The 18,517-nt window shown below is 57.4% G+C and carries 18 protein-coding genes; 15 read left to right on the top strand and 3 right to left on the bottom strand.

The annotated features are described in order from the left end of the window. Positions 1-32: 32 nt before the first annotated feature. Entirely contained in the window at positions 33-767 is a 735-nt protein-coding gene (locus H6650_06480; GenBank protein ID MCB8951646.1) for an Rpn family recombination-promoting nuclease/putative transposase, read from the bottom strand. Between the two features lie 6 nt (positions 768-773). Beyond that, positions 774-2,456, bottom strand: coding sequence for an alkaline phosphatase family protein (locus H6650_06475; GenBank protein ID MCB8951645.1), 1,683 nt, complete (start codon positions 2,454-2,456; stop codon positions 774-776). 122 nt (positions 2,457-2,578) lie between these two features. On the opposite strand from H6650_06475, the gene H6650_06470 reads away from it, so the two are divergent. The 5 genes from H6650_06470 to H6650_06450 all read left to right on the top strand — a co-directional run bounded on the left by H6650_06470 (position 2,579) and on the right by H6650_06450 (position 8,340). Next, on the top strand, positions 2,579-3,085 hold the full coding sequence (locus tag H6650_06470; GenBank protein MCB8951644.1) for a hypothetical protein: 507 nt from the start codon (positions 2,579-2,581) through the stop codon (positions 3,083-3,085). A gap of 9 nt (positions 3,086-3,094) precedes the next feature. Further along, entirely contained in the window at positions 3,095-3,805 is a 711-nt protein-coding gene (locus H6650_06465; GenBank protein MCB8951643.1) for a zinc ribbon domain-containing protein, read from the top strand. A gap of 427 nt (positions 3,806-4,232) precedes the next feature. Then, the gene (locus H6650_06460; GenBank protein ID MCB8951642.1) at positions 4,233-4,775 is read left to right on the top strand and encodes a hypothetical protein; all 543 of its coding nucleotides are present in this window, start codon (positions 4,233-4,235) and stop codon (positions 4,773-4,775) included. A gap of 29 nt (positions 4,776-4,804) precedes the next feature. After that, positions 4,805-5,623: a zinc-ribbon domain-containing protein gene (locus H6650_06455; protein ID MCB8951641.1), complete on the top strand. Its 819-nt coding sequence runs from the start codon at positions 4,805-4,807 to the stop codon at positions 5,621-5,623. A 32-nt stretch (positions 5,624-5,655) separates the two neighbouring features. Continuing rightward, positions 5,656-8,340, top strand: a complete 2,685-nt coding sequence (locus H6650_06450) for an ATP-binding protein (protein ID MCB8951640.1) — start codon at positions 5,656-5,658, stop codon at positions 8,338-8,340. Positions 8,341-8,345: 5 nt separating this feature from the next. On the opposite strand, the gene H6650_06445 is transcribed toward H6650_06450, so the two are convergent. After that, positions 8,346-8,627 (bottom strand): hypothetical protein, encoded by a 282-nt coding sequence (locus H6650_06445; GenBank protein ID MCB8951639.1) that lies wholly within the window; start codon positions 8,625-8,627, stop codon positions 8,346-8,348. A gap of 150 nt (positions 8,628-8,777) precedes the next feature. On the opposite strand from H6650_06445, the gene H6650_06440 reads away from it, so the two are divergent. The 10 genes from H6650_06440 (at position 8,778) to H6650_06395 (ending at position 18,314) form a co-directional block, all read left to right on the top strand. Beyond that, positions 8,778-8,939 (top strand): hypothetical protein, encoded by a 162-nt coding sequence (locus tag H6650_06440; protein MCB8951638.1) that lies wholly within the window; start codon positions 8,778-8,780, stop codon positions 8,937-8,939. A 396-nt stretch (positions 8,940-9,335) separates the two neighbouring features. Next, positions 9,336-9,584 carry a hypothetical protein gene (locus H6650_06435; protein MCB8951637.1) on the top strand — a complete coding sequence of 83 codons (249 nt, stop codon included), beginning with the start codon at positions 9,336-9,338 and terminating at the stop codon, positions 9,582-9,584. A 193-nt stretch (positions 9,585-9,777) separates the two neighbouring features. After that, a complete protein-coding gene (locus H6650_06430; protein MCB8951636.1) occupies positions 9,778-10,074 on the top strand; it encodes a hypothetical protein in 297 nt (98 codons plus the stop codon). A 676-nt stretch (positions 10,075-10,750) separates the two neighbouring features. Further along, on the top strand, positions 10,751-11,035 hold the full coding sequence (locus H6650_06425; protein MCB8951635.1) for a hypothetical protein: 285 nt from the start codon (positions 10,751-10,753) through the stop codon (positions 11,033-11,035). 164 nt (positions 11,036-11,199) lie between these two features. Next, positions 11,200-12,255 carry a zinc ribbon domain-containing protein gene (locus H6650_06420; GenBank protein MCB8951634.1) on the top strand — a complete coding sequence of 352 codons (1,056 nt, stop codon included), beginning with the start codon at positions 11,200-11,202 and terminating at the stop codon, positions 12,253-12,255. Positions 12,256-12,364: 109 nt separating this feature from the next. Next, positions 12,365-13,327, top strand: a complete 963-nt coding sequence (locus H6650_06415; GenBank protein ID MCB8951633.1) for a hypothetical protein — start codon at positions 12,365-12,367, stop codon at positions 13,325-13,327. A 13-nt stretch (positions 13,328-13,340) separates the two neighbouring features. Then, positions 13,341-14,231 (top strand): hypothetical protein, encoded by an 891-nt coding sequence (locus tag H6650_06410; GenBank protein MCB8951632.1) that lies wholly within the window; start codon positions 13,341-13,343, stop codon positions 14,229-14,231. Positions 14,232-14,237: 6 nt separating this feature from the next. After that, positions 14,238-15,968 (top strand): DUF5107 domain-containing protein, encoded by a 1,731-nt coding sequence (locus H6650_06405; GenBank protein MCB8951631.1) that lies wholly within the window; start codon positions 14,238-14,240, stop codon positions 15,966-15,968. A gap of 34 nt (positions 15,969-16,002) precedes the next feature. Continuing rightward, positions 16,003-17,208: a PD40 domain-containing protein gene (locus H6650_06400; GenBank protein ID MCB8951630.1), complete on the top strand. Its 1,206-nt coding sequence runs from the start codon at positions 16,003-16,005 to the stop codon at positions 17,206-17,208. Continuing rightward, the gene (locus tag H6650_06395; GenBank protein ID MCB8951629.1) at positions 17,208-18,314 is read left to right on the top strand and encodes a hypothetical protein; all 1,107 of its coding nucleotides are present in this window, start codon (positions 17,208-17,210) and stop codon (positions 18,312-18,314) included. Before H6650_06400 ends, H6650_06395 begins: the two co-directional genes overlap by 1 nt. Positions 18,315-18,517 lie beyond the last annotated feature (203 nt).

Below are 18,517 nucleotides of genomic sequence, written 5' to 3'. Positions count from 1 at the left end.
TTCGAGTGCCCGGCCAAAATTACCAGAGTGGTTCATGTGTAAAAACCCGGTTTTTGGCCTTTTTTCAGTAGAGTCAACGTTGACTGCGTATCCGCCAGTTTCTTGAATAGGCTCAGAATATCGCCCAAATGGTCATGGAGGGTGGGGTCAAGGATGTATTTCAGTACCAGCAGGGCAATCTGTAATGGCAAGGCTCCCGTGATTTCAGCGTGGCTAAGACGAGAAAGGTCCTGCAACTCATAGCGAAAGTCCGGCCAATAGGCGCGTAAGACTTCGGGGCCTGAGTAGCAGGAGGAAAAGGTGAGGGGGACCTGCCACCGACCCTGTCCATGATAGACTACCAGGGGAACGATGGGGCGCAGGGTTTCCTGCGCGCGCAGGTCTCTTTCCCAGATGCGGACAAGGTAGCGCAGGAGTTGGAACGGGACCTGGGGATCGGGGTAGCTTTTGTGTTCCAACAGCAAGTAGATATAGGCATCGCCTTCGCTTTGAAGCGTGACGCGGTAAAGCAGATCGGCGAATTGCTGCTGTAAGTCGGGGTCCACGAAGCTGCCCGATTGTAACTCAAGGGTGTTGAGGTTCAATGTCGCGGCAACGGGCGCGGGTAGATACTGGGCGAAGAAATCTTGCGCCAGTTCTATGCGGGTGAATGTTTCTTTGAAGAATCGGTCGTGTGGGTTCGTCAGTTCGGTCATCAGGGAATAGTGGCGGGGGAGAAGGTACGGGTCCGGAATCGCTGGCGTCCTTTGTTCGGGGAATGCCGGCATAAACAGTTACTCAATATAGCCAAGCGCGCGCAGGGTATCCCGGATCGCGGCCTCATCGTCCGTGGAGAGGGCGAAATCGGACGGGTGGGTGGAAGCGGCCTCCTCTGTAAAAGTGACGGGGTGGTCAAGTTGGAAGCATTCCGTGAGAGCGCGCCCATCCATGTACGTGGGGACGGGTTGGCGCAGCAGCCAGAGTAAGGTCGGAGCCAGATCGAGGATATTGGCGCGCTGTTCTTCCCCCGTGCGCACGTTTGGTCCATGAAAGAAAAATAAGCCATCATAACGATGGGATGCGTAATCGTTGGGCACGGGTTTGATCAGATGGTGGCTGCTGAATCGGGTCTGAAAGTAGCGAGCGTCGGTGCTGTCGGCGGCCCAGCGAATGACGAGATCGGGCGCGTGGTCAAGCTGCGCGCCGTGCCAGATTTCTTCGCGTGTACTGACCGCGCCGACGGCTGGCCATTGGCGCAACTTTTCCGCGATTTCGGCGCGCAAGGCTTCGTAGGACGCGCCGGGCGGGACGATGCCTTGGGGATCGCGTCCGGTGACGTTGAGGAAGACGTAGCCCACGGAGGTGCTGCCGGTGGAGAAAGCGACGGTGCGAGACCAATCGACATCGTAAAAGTCCAGCGCCAGCCGCTCCGTGAGCCAATCCATGATGCCTTTGCGCCGGGCCGGGCCGCGGTCATCTTCCAGTTGGGAGGCGATGGCGCGCCCTTTTTGCCGCTCGAAGAATTGGAGGATAGCGAGTTTGAGGCGTTCGGGCGCTCTTTCGCGGATGGCGGCGGGGGAGAGTCCCATTTGGTAAAGCAGGCGCTTGAGGCGGACGCCGGGCGTGTTCTTGAGGACGAGGTAGCCATTTTGCCGCAGCCAGTTGTTGGGCCAGACCTGGTGGCGCGAGGGGCCAAAGCCGTGGTCGGACATAACGCAAAGGGTGACGTCTGGCCCGGCGGCGTCGATGATTTGTTGCATGGCTCGTTCGACTTCCTGGAAGACGGCGAGAATGGCGTTGGTGTGCGGGCCTTGTGGATCGTGGCGGGGTTCGCCGGGGAGGAATTGCCAGAAGCGGTGCTGCGCCTGGTCTGTTTCCAGAAAGTGGACGCAGACGAAGTCGGGGTTGTGCTGGCGGATGAGGTGGGCGGTTGCCGCACCGCGCTGGCGCACGAGTCGCAGCAATCCCTGGTGGTAGTCGGCGTAGCTGCCGCCGAGGTCGTCGGAGGCGTTGAGGACGAGGTCCCAGTCGTGCTGGCGCAGGTTGTCGAGGAGGTCGGGGGGGTGGCAGAGGCGAGGGCTGTGGTGGGGGTAGGGAATGCCGGCAATCAACCATCCATCAATCTGCGCGGCGGGGTAGGTCATGGGCATGTTGATGATGGCGGAGGAAATGCCGGCATCCGACAGCAAACGCCACAACGTGGGCCGTTGCACATCCGCGCCGTTGGTGGGAATGAAGGCGGTGTAGTCGTCACCAATGAGGCGGCCAAAGTCGAATACGCCATGCTGGCCCGGGTTGGTGCCGGTCGCAAAGGAGGCAAAGGCGGTGGGGGTGGCCCAGGGGATGGTGCTTTCCAGCACACCGCCGCGGCCTTGTTGGAATAGGCGGGAGAGGAGGGGGAGAATGCCGGCATTCATCCACGGCCGCAGCAAATCCCACGTCGCCCCATCCAGGGCAATTACCAATACTCTTGTCATCGTTCAGCCTCCTCCAATTTGGACATTTACTTGAATCTTGGGGAGAAATTTTAGCGCAAAACAGTATAACAATTGAATAAGTCGCGCAATAGTCAAATCCTCTCCAACAGCACGAGGTGCTTATGTCGATTGGTCGCATTCTCAGTGGTCCTGTTGCTCTCTTTGTTCTCCTGTGTTTCTTTCTCCCCTGGATTACCGTTTCCTGTGGCAATCAGCCTGTCGCCCGGCTAAGTGGCTACCAACTTGCGGCGGGCGGTGAGGTCAACACCCGCTTGGGCGCGCAATCTTTCGATGGTGATGCCGCCGTTTTCGTCGCGCCAGGAGCCGCGTTGCTCTCCTTAGGGCTGCTCATGGGCCTCACCGCGGCAAAAGTGCCTGGGGCCATCGTAGGCGTGGGACAGATGCTGAGTTCTGCTGCCGGGCTGGCCGTCTTATTACTCAAATGGAATCAACTCAATCAGGATGCCGCCGCCAATGGTCTTGAAGTAAGCAGCGAGTTCGGATTGTGGGCGGCGGGAATTGGTCTGATTGCCCTGATCATTGCCGCCGTTTTGATCATAGCAGAAAGACCACCTCGACGTGACAATTATCATGAGAGCGATTGGAGCAACTCATACCAATCATTTTAGGTGCCGCGGATGCGTAAACCCTTCGGCCTCTGGCGTTTAGTGCCTCTAACCAGTCTCATACTCCTGTCGCTTCTGGTCGGATGTGGCGGCGAATTAGACCGCACAGTTACATTCTATCCAGAAGAACAGTGGGTAGTTGACATGATTATTCGCATTCCACGGCAAACGTTGGCTTTGATTGGCTCGCAGGCCGACTTTGAGGCTGAACTGCGGGACAATGTCGCCAATCTGCAAAGTCTGGGAGCTACCGCTTCTTGGTCACTGGATCAGCGTGACGACATTCTCGAATATACCATTCACGCAGAAGGCACAGGTTATGACTTATTAACGCAACAAATACTTGAGAATACGTCCATTCAGGTGAAAGAAGTAGATGGGCAGCGACAGATAGTTTACAACGAAAACATGGGAGACCTTTCATTAGCGAATAGCAATGTGCTGACTCTTGTTGGTGGTCAGGTTATTTCCAGCAATGGTCAGCAAATCGAACCGGGCAAAGTGCGATGGAATAATCCGGTCGGTCCCGTTCAGGCCATTCTTACCGAGAAAAGTCGTTTTCCCACTCCGATTATTCTTATCGCCAGCGGAATACTCATTCTCGCGGGCGTTGGCGCCTATGCTTTTAGCCACCGGCGTCGCCCGGCCGGGCAATGCTCTCATTGTGGCGCATGGCTAGACACAGGCGCGCGTTTTTGCCATCAATGTGGGCAAAGACAATGAAGCTTATAGGGAGTACCTGCCTATGCAATGCCCAAACTGCCTGAGACAAAATCCAAGCGACTCTCAATTCTGCCAACATTGTGGCGCTCGTATTGGGTCAGCCGTTGTCACAACTGAATCAAGGCCTTTACTCGCGGAGACGCCATCAGCGGAACCGTCGCCCCCCATGCCATCGGCACCCCGCTCGCCAGCAACACCTCCTCCGGCCAAACCGTTAGTACAGAGGACGTATGCAAGTCAACAGATGGGAACGGGAGGGGTAAATGCCGGCAGTATTTGGGGACCTTTTGCCGGCTATGGCGAACGAGGACGACACGTCTCCTAGTTACTGGACAACCAGGGACAGCAGACGGAGGCGTTGCATGAGGCCATCAGCGAACGTTTTCACCAGCGGCGAATTGAACAGTCACGAATGCGGTGGGTCGAATTGACCGGACAAGGAATTGTCGTCGAGCGCCGCCCATTTTATTTCATTCAACGCGGCATCACCACCGTGGCCCTGTATATCGGCAAATTCGGGAAAGACTTGTACATCTCGCAAGTCACTTATGCCAAAGGGCCAATCAACAATCTACGGGTAGCGATCATCAGTCTGATGCTGCTGTTTCACCTCTTTTTCGTCTTTGGCTATGGCAACAGCGTCATGAGCGCAACCAATTCCATCAACCCCTTTGGCAACAACAGCGGCCTGGGATCATTATTCGCCCTTTTGTGCCTGGTAGGCCCCCTAGGGCTGGTCAATGCCCTGCTGCTGCTGATTGCGTTCGTCTACAGCATCTACAAGTTTCTAAAGGAAAAGGATTTCTGGGCTATCCTACGCACACCGCCAAACGAATTCCAACTGGATGACATCGTGGCTCTGGAAAAATCGGTGGAACAGACCGTGCGCGAGTCATTGGACAAAATCAATGTGCCACAAGAACTCATGCCTGAACGCCCACCATCTTCGTTCGGCATCCGCGTCATTTAGGTCTTTTACGAAAAGAAAGGAGGAAGCGAGTGTTTTGCCCCCAATGTGGTGCGAAAAACGCCGATACGGAAAATTTCTGCAACCAGTGTGGCACGGCATTGAAACAGGCCGTTTCACCTTCCCCTATTCCTGGTTCTACGTTGAACATGCCGGCAACCACGCCTGCTCAACCCGCGAATGTTCAGTACACGATGCCGGCAGCGACCTCTTCCGGGCGCGTGCGCCTGGATAAGCTGGGGCAACGCATTGATGGCTGGGCCGACTTGATTGACAATCAGGCAGGTGAAGCCTCCCGCGTGCGCCAACTCCTGATCCAACGCCTGCGCCAACGCAACATGCCCCAGGTGACGATTTCCCACAAAGATGTAACGCCAGGCGGCCTCCTGGGCGAAACCCGTCCTTACCAGATTTCCCTGCACAAGGTGGGTACAACTCTGGCCGTCTACATAGGGGAATTCGGCACGGATCTGTACATAGCCTGGGACGTTTTCGTGAAGTTGCTATGGCGATGGTGGGTATTCCTCTTGCTACTAATTCTGGACTTCCTGGCAGTAGGCATTGCTTCGGAAGGAATGCTATTTGATTATTTCGAGGACTATCTATCCTTCCTGGTTGCCGGCTATGTCGGTTTGTTTATTCTAGGCGGCATAGCCGGACTGATTTTCAAACGTAGTTTTATGGCCTTCTACCAGCACCAGTACAATCACTTTCGCGCGGATGACATTGCGGCCATGACCCTGGCCGTCCACAAGAGTATTTTGGAAGTGCTGGACGAGGTCGGCATCAACACAGCACTGGTGCGGAAAAAGGATGAATTCCGCGGTGGACAGCGCGAGCGCATCATTTGATGTTGCTATCTTCGAGTGACTGAGGCTGATTTATGATGTCTCAAGTTCTACAACCGTATGTGAAGTCATTGCCGGCATCTCCCGGACAATCCCACCTGCTTTTCGGCTACCGGCTGCCCTTCCTCCCCGATTGGCTGGCCGACCACACCCTGTTGGGACGCGCCGACCAGGAGAAACTGGACGAGGTACTCAGTCGCTGGACGCAGTTTGTGCTAGGGCTGCGGAAATGGGAAGGGAGTGCGTTTGCGCTCCGTTTTCATGCCCGGCCCCAGGCGGGGAGGGTTGATGTGGCCTTGTTGGTGCGGCTGCGGGTAGATGCCGGCAAAAGCCACCATCTCGCGCAAATCATAACCGCCGACCTCAGCGGCCAACTCACCGCCATGGGCCTGCCCCATACCCCATGCAGCGAGGGAGACCTCAACAGCCACCTGTTCCCCTTCGCCGCCCCCTCCTTTCTCGTAGACGTGCGCCAGCATGAAGAAGTCACCCCCTTTATGGTCTTTCCCGGCGAAGCGTACCTGATCCACCCCTTCTGGCGTCCCGCCGGCGCCTGGCTGCGCCCTTTTGAAATGCTGCTGCGACAGCCGGCGGAAGTTACCGTCAGCCTCTACCTGGAACCAACCACCCTTACGGTACAGGAAAAGGATGCACTCGTGCGCGCCGCCCAAATTGCCCGCACGCTTACCGAACAAACCATCAAAACTTACTCGGACAACACCCTGGCGGCCCGCCGCGATCCGCAGGCGGAACTGGTAGGACGTATCTATCAGGCGCTGACCACGCAACTGACGGAGCCGTATCTGTCCCTTGTGCAGTGCGTCAGTCCAGATGCTTCCGCCGCCTGGACAATGGCGCGCACGTTTGGGGCCGCCATCACGGCGGGTAAAACAGAAATAGACGATGATGAGCAACGCCTGCCCAGCGGTTTTGACGTCATTGCCCCGACCACGCCGGAGCAAATGGGGGCGGCGCGCCGCTGTTTTGCCCAGCTAGAGTTGATCCCATGGGGAAATGGATTAGCCAGCGACGACAAGAAGCGGCTCGTTTACCTGACAGGCGCGCGTGGGGCGGCGGCGGTGTTCCGGCTGCCCGTGAGCGTGCGCGGCGGCGTGCCCGGCATTGCCGTCAAACAAACAGCGCCCGATTTTGAGCCGGGACCGCGCCCGGCGGCGGCAGCGGCGGACGAGCTGCACCTGGGAGACTTTCAGCGCGGCGGGGCGGTAACGGCGCAATTGAAGCACCTGGTGCGGCACGCGCTGGTAGTCGGCTTTACCGGCGCGGGCAAAACAAACACGGTGCTTTACCTGCTGGATCAATTGTGGCGACGGCATCGCATTCCTTTTCTGGTGATTGAGGCGGCGAAGAAGGAGTATCGCGGCTTCATCGGGCAGGAGGGATTTGCCGACGTCCTCGTTTTCACGCTGGGGGACGAAACGACCGCCCCCTTCCGCCTCAATCCGTTTGAACTCCTGCCCGGCGTGCGGCTGGAAGCGCACCTGGGCGGTTTGCAGGCGTGCTTTGACGCCGCGCTCCCCCAATTTGGTATTTTGCCGTCCATCGTGGCCGAAAGTCTGGAGGAGATTTACAAAGACAAGAAGTGGAAGCTGACGGATCGCGGCGGCGAGCATCCCAATCGCCTGTTTCCCACGATGCGCGACATGTTCAACAAGGTGATCCAGATCGCCGAGTCGCGCGGGTATGCAGGCGAAACGTACCACAACATTCGCGCCGCGGCGGCGGGGCGGATCGGCAATTTGCTGCGCGGCAGCCGCGGGCGTATGTTTGATTGCCAGCGTGGGATTCCCATGGACCTGCTGCTGAATCGTCCGGTTGTGTTGGAGTTAAACGACCTGAACCAGCAGGACAAGGCGCTGACGATGATGTTCCTGCTCACGTTTTTACGCGAGTACCGGGAACTACACAAGGGGAAGACGCTACAACATGTGGCGGTGGTGGAAGAGGCGCATAATGTGTTGGAGAATGTGAAGTCGGTGGGTGCGTCGGAGGTGGCGGCGGATACGCGGGCCAAGGCGGTGGAGGCGTTTGCCGGCATGTTGGCCGAAGTCCGCGCTTATGGGGAGGGCATCCTCATCTCTGACCAAAGCCCGGACAAGCTGTCGCCGGACGCGGTGCGCAACACCAACCTGCAAATCGCGCACCAACTGCGGCACAAAGTAGACCGCGAGGCAATTGCGGCGGCCATGATTATGACGGATGCGCAGCAGGAGTTTCTGGGCAAGCTAGGCGTGGGGCAGGCGGCGGTCTTTATGACCGGTTATGACCGCGCCACCTTTATGCAAGTGCCCAACTTCAAAGACGATGCCACATTCGCCGACCATGAAGATAAGGTGGTGAAACAGGCCATGCAGCCCTTTAACGACCAGTACAAAGGGACATACCTCCCCTTCGACGGCTGCCGTTTCTGCGCCAGCCCCTGCCAGTACCGTGAAGCCATCGAACCGTACACGCTAGACAAGGAGGCGACGGAAACGCTCAAACTGGCTATCAAGCGATTCGATGAGCGACCCGCGCCACAGCATTGGCCCGATAACTGGCGCGGCGTGGCCCTCTCCTGCAAATCCGTCGCCGACCGCACGCCTGGCGCTTCCACGGTGGACAACGCCTGGTGCTACCTGGCACACGAAATTGACTTCCCCTTCACGGAACACATGCGCCGCAGCTTTGAGCGCGCATTTAGAGAAAGAGGCAATAGTTAACGATTCTAACTGATTTCACGTTGAATTTTAAGAAGCATGGACTGATGAGCTACCAGATTTTCCCACTCAATCATCTCCTCCCAGGCAGGATGGCTGTAGATCTGGTTCGATTCGATCTTCTGCCTTAGCTCTTGCGGCGTGCGGGAACGGTATCTGTCTTGAATGTCACGGATATCCATTTCCACCAGCCGCATTTCGTTGGTCAGATAAGCCAACAGGCTTTCTTTCCACAAGGTTTCTGGCGCGATATTGAGTTCTTGGGCAATGTCTTTAATTTCAGGAAGCATCCTATTCCTCGGACAGAACGATATGATCTGAATTATAATCCAGCAAGCCACATTGGTAAACCTTCCTGAATTAGGATGCATTAACATGGACGGGCGCGGACGAAACGGCGTTTCATTGCAAACGGCGCGAAACAGGTTTGAGGAGTGAAAATGGCAATCGATACCGCCACAAAAACAGTAGAAACAGCAAAGCAGGGAGTGGAAGCATTGGTGAAGAAGGCGTGGTCGGTGATGGAGGCGGCGACGGAGAAGGAGAAGGCGTCGCAGTATTTGAGCGAAAAAGGAATCAAGGCGATTCAAGGAAAATCCTGAAAGATTCTGCCAGGACTTGTGAAACGCATAAATTATTCGGGGGCGTTTCATTTTAGATGACGGTTGCTGTAGGACAATTCGCTGAATTGTCCTCTGCCATGAAGGGACAATTTGGGCAAATTGTCCTACGGTGTGAGCAGCCTGCTCAACGCATTTGAAACACGCCCAAATCATTCACATTCAAGGGTGCTGATGGATCGTATCGTTTGTCCTAATTGCGAGATGGAAAATCTAACAACATCGCGTTACTGCCAGAAGTGTGGGCACTCTTTGAGCAACAAACCTCCGATAAGCAAACCATTTGTTCCAACCCCAGGTCCGGTACCACCAAGGCCCGCTGTTGTTTCCCCACCCAGCCGAGATTATGGGGCGCTGCGTGGGATTGCCCAACTGTGCGTGACGTTGAGCTATGGCGTGTTGGCGCTGACCATCCTGGGCGGCATGTACGGCCTTGTCAGGATGGCCGATAGTTTTCTTTTGGGCGCCGGCACCTTGTTGTTGGATGCTCTGGTGGGCGGCTTTTTCTACGTTGTCGCCCGTGTGATTGCGGAGAGTATTTACGTCCTGTTGGATATTGAGGAAAACACGCGACTGACGGCGCAAAGCGCGCAGGAGAGCGCGCGGTTTTTGCGGCAGCAGGATTGAGGAAAAGGAAATGGGCGCGGACTATCGGGAAGGGGATGTGCCGGCATCTCCATCAGAACAAGCAGAGATTTCAGAGCCAGCGAGTAAGGGGGGGGAGATGCCGGCATTTTTCCCACACACGCGACTCAAACCCAATCATTGCCGAGTGGCAACAGTATCATGGTAAATCGGGGATAACATGGTGACATCTGACGTGAAAGAGCAAGATATGCCGGCATCTTTGCCGGAGACAACTGAGTTACCTGAACTGGCCAGCAAGGGAACGAGCGAAACGGGTCAGTTAGCCATGCAGGGCATAGAGCAGGGAGATAAATCAAAGCTGATCATCACCGACCTGCAGAATTATCATGACCAATTGCAGGCCCACAAGCGGCAAATGAAAGAACTTGATGACACGGAACAAGTAGCTGCCGCGGAAGAAGAGATCAAACAAGTGAATCGGCAGTTGTTTGAGGAAGTGCAGAAGAAGCATGGCGTAAAAGCAGAATAAGGGCGGAAGGCGTGCCGGCATGAACAGATTGCCGTCACCTCCAAAAAGAGTAGGTGGAGATGTTCGCCGAAGAAATAAACGAGCAGGATGTTCCCACACCGGAGAACACAGATCTGCCTGAACCAGCCAGCAAGGGGCTAGAGAAAACAGGTCGGTCCGCCGTGCGAGGCTCAGAAAGCCGCTACGATATGGAAAGACCAGGGTAGGCGAAATATGTTGGTGAAAGACTCGCCCAGTCCCGAAGGAATAGCCGGGCCGGGAGATTTCAACCACCACATTTCCTATGAGGACGCTATTCAAGCCCAAACGGTATCAGAAGATGCAACCGGAAACTGCCCGGGGGGACCTGGTTGGCATCGTATCTTTGCGGCAAAAGAGGTAGGGTTGGAGAAAGTGCCGGCACACGTGGCTGAAAGAGTGCCACACAACTAGCATGTTTTGAAAGGAGGCTAAGATGGCTAAAGGAAAGAAGTGCCCTTGCTGCGGTTATCACATGTTCGCGCAGCGGGAGGATTACCAACCGAAAGGCACGTGGGTCTATTACGTTTGCCGCAACCAGAATTGCAGCAAATGCAAAGGGAAATGCACCATGACGGAAAAGGTGTTTGAAGGGAAGTGAGAGAAGGTGGCACAGTACCCAATGATTCCACAATCATCAAGTTCCAGGAGATAGCACATGCCCGACGATGCCAGTTTTTCCAGTGACGCCGCGGAAGGCAGCAATACCAGTACGTCCACAAGCGAGGGGTTGAGTGATGCCGGCATTTCCGCCATGCAAGGCCCTCCAGACGCCCCCGCCGAACATACCCCCCAACGCGCCCATGGTGACGCTGGCGACGCCGAACGCGCCGAAACTGGAGCCGAAAAAACAGAGAAAAAGGATTTCTATGGCCCTGCCAACCCCGAAGGGAGCGCGCCGACACCGCCAGAAGGGTGGCGCCCTGGTGGACCAGAAAGGTAAGCGCCGTTAAATAGCCCCAAAAGCAACCCAATTTCGACAGCGCCAGGGAAAAATCGACGTTTTCAGGTATAAGATTTACAGGATACATAGATGACGCAGCGTGATATTTGACCTGCGTCTTTTTGTGCTTGTGTACGCCCTCATACCCGACAGGAGACCGCGGGATGGATGATCTATGGAACAGAATGCGTTCGCGCGCAGGTCAGGCGGCTTTCGAAGCGGAAAAAATGCGTCAGATTACGGCGCTGCAACTAAAAATCAGAACGCTGCGGCAGCAAGGTGAGCAGGCCGCCCAACAGGCCGGCACAATTGCCTACCAACTATACCGCGCCGGGCAAGTCACGCCGCCAGCATTGCAACAGGCCTGCGCCGCGCTGGACATGCTGGAAACGCAGATTGCGACCCACGAGCAGGAGATCGAGCAAATTCGGGCGCAGCAATTTGTTGTGCCCGTGACCCCAGCCGTGGTTCTCATTTGCCCGCAAGGGCATGGCACGTTGCTCCCAGGCGACAGTTTTTGTCAGCAGTGCGGCGCGCGCGGCGTGATGCCGGCATCCAACCTCTGCCCCCACTGTCACGCCCCCCTGCCCCCAAACGCCCGCTTCTGCACCGTCTGCGGCAACCCCGTCGCCGCAGCAGCGCCTCCGCCACCCTCCACTTTGTGTCCCCAATGCCGGCAGCCCATCACCCCCACCATCCACTTCTGCACCAACTGCGGCTACGATCTGCGGCAGTCACAAACACGCTCCACGCCTTCCCCTATCATAACAACGCCGCCTTCATCAGCGACAGATACGCCAACATCCGAATCCTGGCTCAACGAGGAGCCGACGCCGGTACCGCCCCAATTACCGTGGACAGAAAACCCGGCCTTACCTGTGCCGGTACCCTCCCCAGAAACCGAGGCCACGGATGATGCGCCAACAGTGTCAAGCGGCGCCCAATTACCCTTGACCGCCATTGAGGAAATCGAACAGCCACCGGCGTTGCCAGATCAGACTACCTGTCCTGTTTGCGGGCACGTTGTCGCCGCCAATGTTGGTTTATGTACCGAGTGTGGACATCCATTGGGAGGGCAGCACGAAGAGGAGACGATTGAAAACAAACCTGCGTCGCGTAGCTGCCCCGTTTGCCATTCGGTCGTAGCGCCTGGAGCCGTTTTTTGCACGGGTTGTGGGCACTACCTGGGTGTTGTTACCGGCGATCTGGGGGAAGAATAGATGGAGGTCAATCAATGCAGGGGCGGTGATGAAGCAAGCATATTACTGTAGCCAATGCGGGCATGCCAACAATACCGGCGCCCAGTTCTGTGGCAATTGTGGTCATGTGTTGCCGGCATTATCGTCCTTGCCCACGATACCCATTGCGACTCCGACCGCCGGTCCACGTGTTCCCTTCTGGTTAGTTGGTACGGCCTCCTTGCTCATCGTCATTGCCGGCATTCTCTTCCTCACCGAAGGTTGCATTGCCGGCATTGACCTGTTCCATCGCTGCCTGCCCCAAACCGCCGCTATCTCCCCGACCAGCACGCCACCCCCTCCCCCCCCAATCCCCGTTGTGCCCTCCCAAACGCCAACTCCCTCTCCCACAAGCAGCGCAACACCTCCCTCCACTATCCTACCCACATCTACAGCGACAATGATGTCGACCGTCACCCCACGCCCATCCCCCACCTCCTCGCCCGCGCCATCCGCGGTCCCCGTCCAAGCAAATAGATTTATTCCAATTCCATTGGATGCCGTCTCCAATGGCACGTTGGATTTCGCCGCCCCCGCTGTGGGACTACACGAATTTGACAACATTCTATTCAGGATTGGCAGTGGCGTCTTCAAAAGCCAGGCTTCTACTCCACCATTTGACCGTTATCCCACGCAGGCCAGTTTGTCCGTATCTATATTCCAGACGCAAAAGATTCACCTGTTGATAAATACCGGCAATGGCTATAACCACTTCCTCAACCAGACTGTAGGTAGCATCACCGTCACCTGCGAGGACCAACCCTATCTGGTGCGTGAACTGCGATTGGGGCGCGATCTGCGTGAATGGCACGTTGCCGCCAACGTCGTCTCCCATGCTGCCGCGGCCATTCCCGTGTGGGAAGGCGCAACAACCGTCGGTGTATCTGGTTTTCTGGATCTGTTATCGCTGGAACTGCCGCCACAATGTCATGCCGGCATGTTAACGAACATAACGATTAGCGATGATTCCGTCCCCTCGCTTAACACCCTTGATCCCGCGCTAAACATTGCCGCTATCACGATTGAAGCCAATGGCATGGCAACACAGCCTTAAATGGAGCGCCGATATGTCAGAGATACGTTATTGCGACCAATGTGGGCACGCCAATGCAGGCAATGCCCGCTTCTGCGGCCAGTGCCGTCATGCACTGCCCGCTTTGTCGCCTTTACCAACTATGCCCACAGCACGCCCCCCCGCTCCTACCATACTCCAGTCCATCCTCCCTTACCTGATCGGCGTCTTGGGACTGTCGTTGATCGTTGCCGGCATTCTCCTCCTCAACGGTGGGAGCAACCCAGAACCGCCTCCCCCCTTCAACCCTACCGCCACCGCCACGCGCCCCACCGCCACCCTCATCCCCACCAGGACGCCTCGCCCCACATCCACACCACGCCCCTCGCCAACCGCCACCCTCATCCCCACATCCACGCCCCGCCCCACAGCTACACCTCGCCCCACAAGCACGCCCCTTCCCACAAATACGCCTTTCCCCACAAACACGCCTACGCCAGCTCCCACCGTCTGCGCCTATGGGGTTGACCGCACCTTCGCCGCCGCCACGGCGGGTTATCTTGATAGCCTCGGTTGTCCACTGAATGCCGGCAAAACCGTATGGATGGCTCAAGAAGATTTCGTCGGTGGCCATACCTTTTGGCGAGAGGATAACGATAAGTATATCTACGTCCTCTACGCCAATGGGCGATGGGGTCTCTATCGCGGCGATTGGAGGGAAGGGTACGACGAATACACCTGCGGACCACGGCAAAGTCCACCTACACCCCGCCGAGGCTTCGGTTGGGTCTGGTGTACCTACCCTGAAGTGCAGCAAGGATTGGGCAACGCCACCAATTACGAATGGGGCAATCACAATCGCGTACAAGATTTCTCTGGCGGACTGGCAATCCAGGCCAGCAGCGGACATGTTTACATCTTGTTGCATAGCGGCTTCTGGCGGTAAATGCCCATGAAACGAAACATCTGGTTGCTCCTCATTACTCTGGCATTACTGTCGGTGGCCTGTCGCCCTTCTGTTTCTCCCCTCCCAACACGAGCCTATTTGGTTCAAGTAGAATCTTCCGCCACGCCTCCGATCCCACTGACGGACACTTCGGCCACGGTGACCGCGACGCTGATTCGTTTGCCGGCAACACTTACACCACTGGCAACGCCAACGCTCATAAAAACGACGCCAACAACCACTGCCATCTCCCCCACCGCAACACCTATCGCACTGCCGTCTGCCTCGCCACCAACCGCCGCCACGGATGTGCGCCAACCGGTAATTGTGCCGGCATCTCCCACATCCGACACCCCCATTCCCACTGACTCGCCGCCGCCCATCCCCACCGACACGTCACCACCCGTTTCCACTAACACCCCTTTGCCGCCAGTCAACGGCGTCCTGCCATACACCATTGAACCCGCCAGTCCGCCGACAAGCAATGTTGGCGTCTGGACCACGGAATCTACCATCACCATTCTCACCTATCAATTCCAGCAAGCCTTCATCCCCACCGCCCCAGACGATTCCGCCTACCCGTATCCGCGGCTGGACTTCGGTCAGGTAGGGCCGCCAGTTCCGCAAACTTATCGTGCCATTCACCTGGAAAACGGTTATGTTGGCCTCACTATTCTGCCTGAACTGGGTGGTCGCCTCTATCGCTGGCTAGACAAAGGCACTGGACGACAACTCTTGTATCAAAATCCGGTCATCAAACCGTCCGCCTGGGGCTATCGTGGCTGGTGGCTGGCCGCCGGCGGCATTGAGTGGGCATTTCCCGTGGAAGAACACGGCCTGAATGAATGGCGACCGTGGAACGTTAGCGTCGGTGGCACCTCTATTACCGTCAGTGATATAGATGACCGCACCGGTATGGAAGTTGGGGCCACGATTTCTTTACGTGCCGGCAGCAGCGCCTTCACCATCCAACCCTATGCGAAAAACGATACGGAACAGGCGCATGAATATCAACTCTGGCTCAATGCAATGCTCACCCTCGGCGGCAATACAGTGTCTCCAGAAACGGAGTTTATCGTGCCGGCATCTCAAGTCACCATTCACTCCAGCGGGGATGGCGGCGTTCCGGGTGCCGGCGGCGGCATGTCCTGGCCCGTTCACGGCGGCCGCGCCATGAACTTTTACGGCAACTGGCAAGGTCACATCGGCTTCTTCTTCCCGCCCAACGGCTTCGCCGCCCTCTACGACCACGCAGCACAGCAAGGCATCGTGCGCAGCCATGCGCCGGGCTGGCCGGCAGGCGCCAAATTCTTCGGACCCGCCGGCTACGCCCCTTCCTATTGGACAGACGATAACAGCAATTACGTTGAGTTATGGAGTGGAGCCACTTCCACCTTCTGGGCCAATGGTATCCTACAACCGGGACAAAGTGTGGGTTGGAGTGAACAATGGTATCCAGTCAGCCATCTGGATGGCCTCACCTATGCCAACAGCGCCGCCGCCCTACGCCTGACGGAAAACGACGCTGGCGTGGATGTCGGCCTGGCCGTGAGCAGTTCTGGGCAGTTTACGGTTGAGCTTTATGCCGGCAACCAACCCATCGCAACCTGGCAAATCTCCCTCTCCCCCGGTCAGGCCTTTCGTAGTCGGTGGACACGAGATCGGGCAGGCGAATTGGGGTTGAAAGTTGTGGACAATGCCGGCACACCAATAGCGCAAACGGGAGCCATTCCATAAAGATCCCATCCGTTGACCTCAGGACAACTCGCCAATGAACGGAGAAACCAGACTACGCTACTGCTCCCAATGCGGCCACCCTAATCAAACAAACGCCGCGTTTTGCGGGAATTGTGGTCGCGTACTCCCCATCCCCCCGCCTCCTCCCACGCAACGGATTCCCGTCTGGCTACCGATTGTTGCCGCCGCGCTTTTTATCCTGGTCGTCGCGTCTTTTCTCCTGTGGCGACAAAATAACAGCCAGATAGCCGCGCTGCCCCCCGCAACCATCCAAATACCGCCCAGTCCCACCCGAACAACGCCCACAGCTACCCCTTTACCGACAACGACTCCTGTGCCGACAACGACGCCCGCGCCCAGCTTGACGCCATCCCCAACTGCATCGCCTCCCCCTTCTCCTACCCACACCGCCACGCCCACGGCCGCGCCCGCCCGGCAGCCAGCCTCAGGCAGCATCGTCTTCACCTGCTACATGAATCAGATTGACCAGATTTGCACGATTGACGCCGATGGCCGCAACCTGCGGCAGCTCACAAACCTGTCCGCCACCAGCTTTTACGCCTCTTTCGCTCCCGATGGACAGGAGATCGTTTTCTCTTCGCGTCATGCCGGCAGTTTTCAACTCTACAGTATCAATTCCAACGGCGGCAACCCGCGTGCCATCGGCCCCACCCATCTCGGCGGCCTCTACGCGCCCGCCATCTCCCCCGACGGCCGCCAAATCGCCTTCACCGCGGCCCAAAACGATGAACAACACATCTGGGTCATGAACCGCGACGGCAGCGGGCTGCGCCAACTAACGACCGCCCCCACCGATAACCAGGACCCCACCTGGTCGCCCGATGGCCGCCAGATCGCCTACTATTCCAACCAGTCCGGCGTCAATGCCCATTACATTCTCGACCTGACCAGCGGCGAAAGTCGCCGTCTGGAAACGGGCGTAGGCAGCATTGGCGGGCGCACCGACTGGTCGCCCGACGGTCAATGGCTCGCCTTTTACGCCGGTCCGCGCAACAGCCGCCAGATCTACAAAGTCCACGTTCACACGTTGGAAGTTCAACAACTAACCGCCGAGAGCAGCAACCTGGCCCCGTCTTTTTCGCCCGACGGACAGTGGATCACGTTCACATCCTACCGCGATGGCGACGCGGAAGTTTTCATTATGCGTAGCGACGGTTCGGAAGTGACACAATTGACGTTCAACGGGCGCGCCGATTGGCAGCCCCGCTGGCAACGCTGATGAACAACAACGCCTTTGCCACCAACTTCTGTCCTGTATGCGGTCACGCCAATCGTAAGCAGGCGCAGTTTTGTGGCGGGTGTGGCCGGCCATTGGCGCGTAAGCGAGCATGGTGGTGGGTAGCGGGACTGATTGTGCCGGCATTCCTCCTCTTCCTCCTCTGGTTCCAAACCCAATCCCCCCCTGACGCCCCCCCCCTCACGCCCACCACGGCCGGCATCAGCGCACAACTCCCATCCCGCACCGCAAGCTCTACGCCCCTCTCTACGGCAGTCACCGTCACGCCCCTTGTTTCCACAACCCCGCCCGTGCCCCTTATCCCTACCGCCACGCCCACGCCACGCCCGACCCACACCCCCACGCCAAGTCCCACAGCCACGGAAACACCCGACCTGGGACCGGAAACCATCGTTTACGGCCAATCAGTCAATGGACGCGCCCTGCAAGCGGTGCGCTTTGGCGGCGGCGGCCAGGTCATCATCCTCATTGGTGGAATGCACGCCGGCTTTACCCCCGGCAGCGTCGCCGTCGCGCAGCAAGCGGTGGCTCATTTTCAGCGCAATTTGGGGGAATTGCCGGCATCCATCACCCTCTACATCATTCCCATTGCCAACCCGGATAGCCCCTCCGCGCCCGGAGAACTGCGCGGTCGCCTCAACGCCCGCGGCGTAGACCTGAATCGGAACTGGGGCTGTCGCTGGACCGCCAATCCCACATGGCGTAACCAGGTTGTCACCGGGGCTGGCGGCGCGGCGCCCTTTTCCGAACCGGAAACCACCGCATTACGCGATTTCATCCTGGCGCGGAATCCGGTCGCCGTGGTTTTTTGGGAAGCGCGCGCCTCAGGAGGACTGGTATCGGCGGGGAATTGTCACGACCGGCCGCGTGTTTCCGCGGCGATTGCCGGCATCTACGGCCTTGCCGCCGGTTATGCCATCGCCGATTTTGAGAATCTGACGAACCAGGAGCTAAACGGGGACAGCACCAACTGGCTCGACGATCAAGGCATCCCCGCCATCTCCGTGCTGCTGCCTGGTTATACGGACGCGGATTGGAATAGCAATCTTGCCGGCATCCGCGCCTTGCTGGACAGTTTCGGCCAATAAAACGTACACATTACCTTGCCAATGGGTGTGTTTCAAATAGGTTGCTCAGGCTGCCGGCGCCGTAGGACAATTTGCCTAAATTGTCCCTTCACGGCGGAGGACAATTCAGCGAATTGTCCTACAGCGTAACTACTAATAACCGCCCGAAAACAACTTCACACTTTTTACGGGCGGTTACTGACAAGCTGCCCGCACATTTCCGC

Source organism: Ardenticatenales bacterium (assembly GCA_020634515.1).
Taxonomy (GTDB): domain Bacteria; phylum Chloroflexota; class Anaerolineae; order Promineifilales; family Promineifilaceae; genus JAGVTM01.
This window is presented reverse-complemented; position numbering and strand designations above follow the sequence as displayed.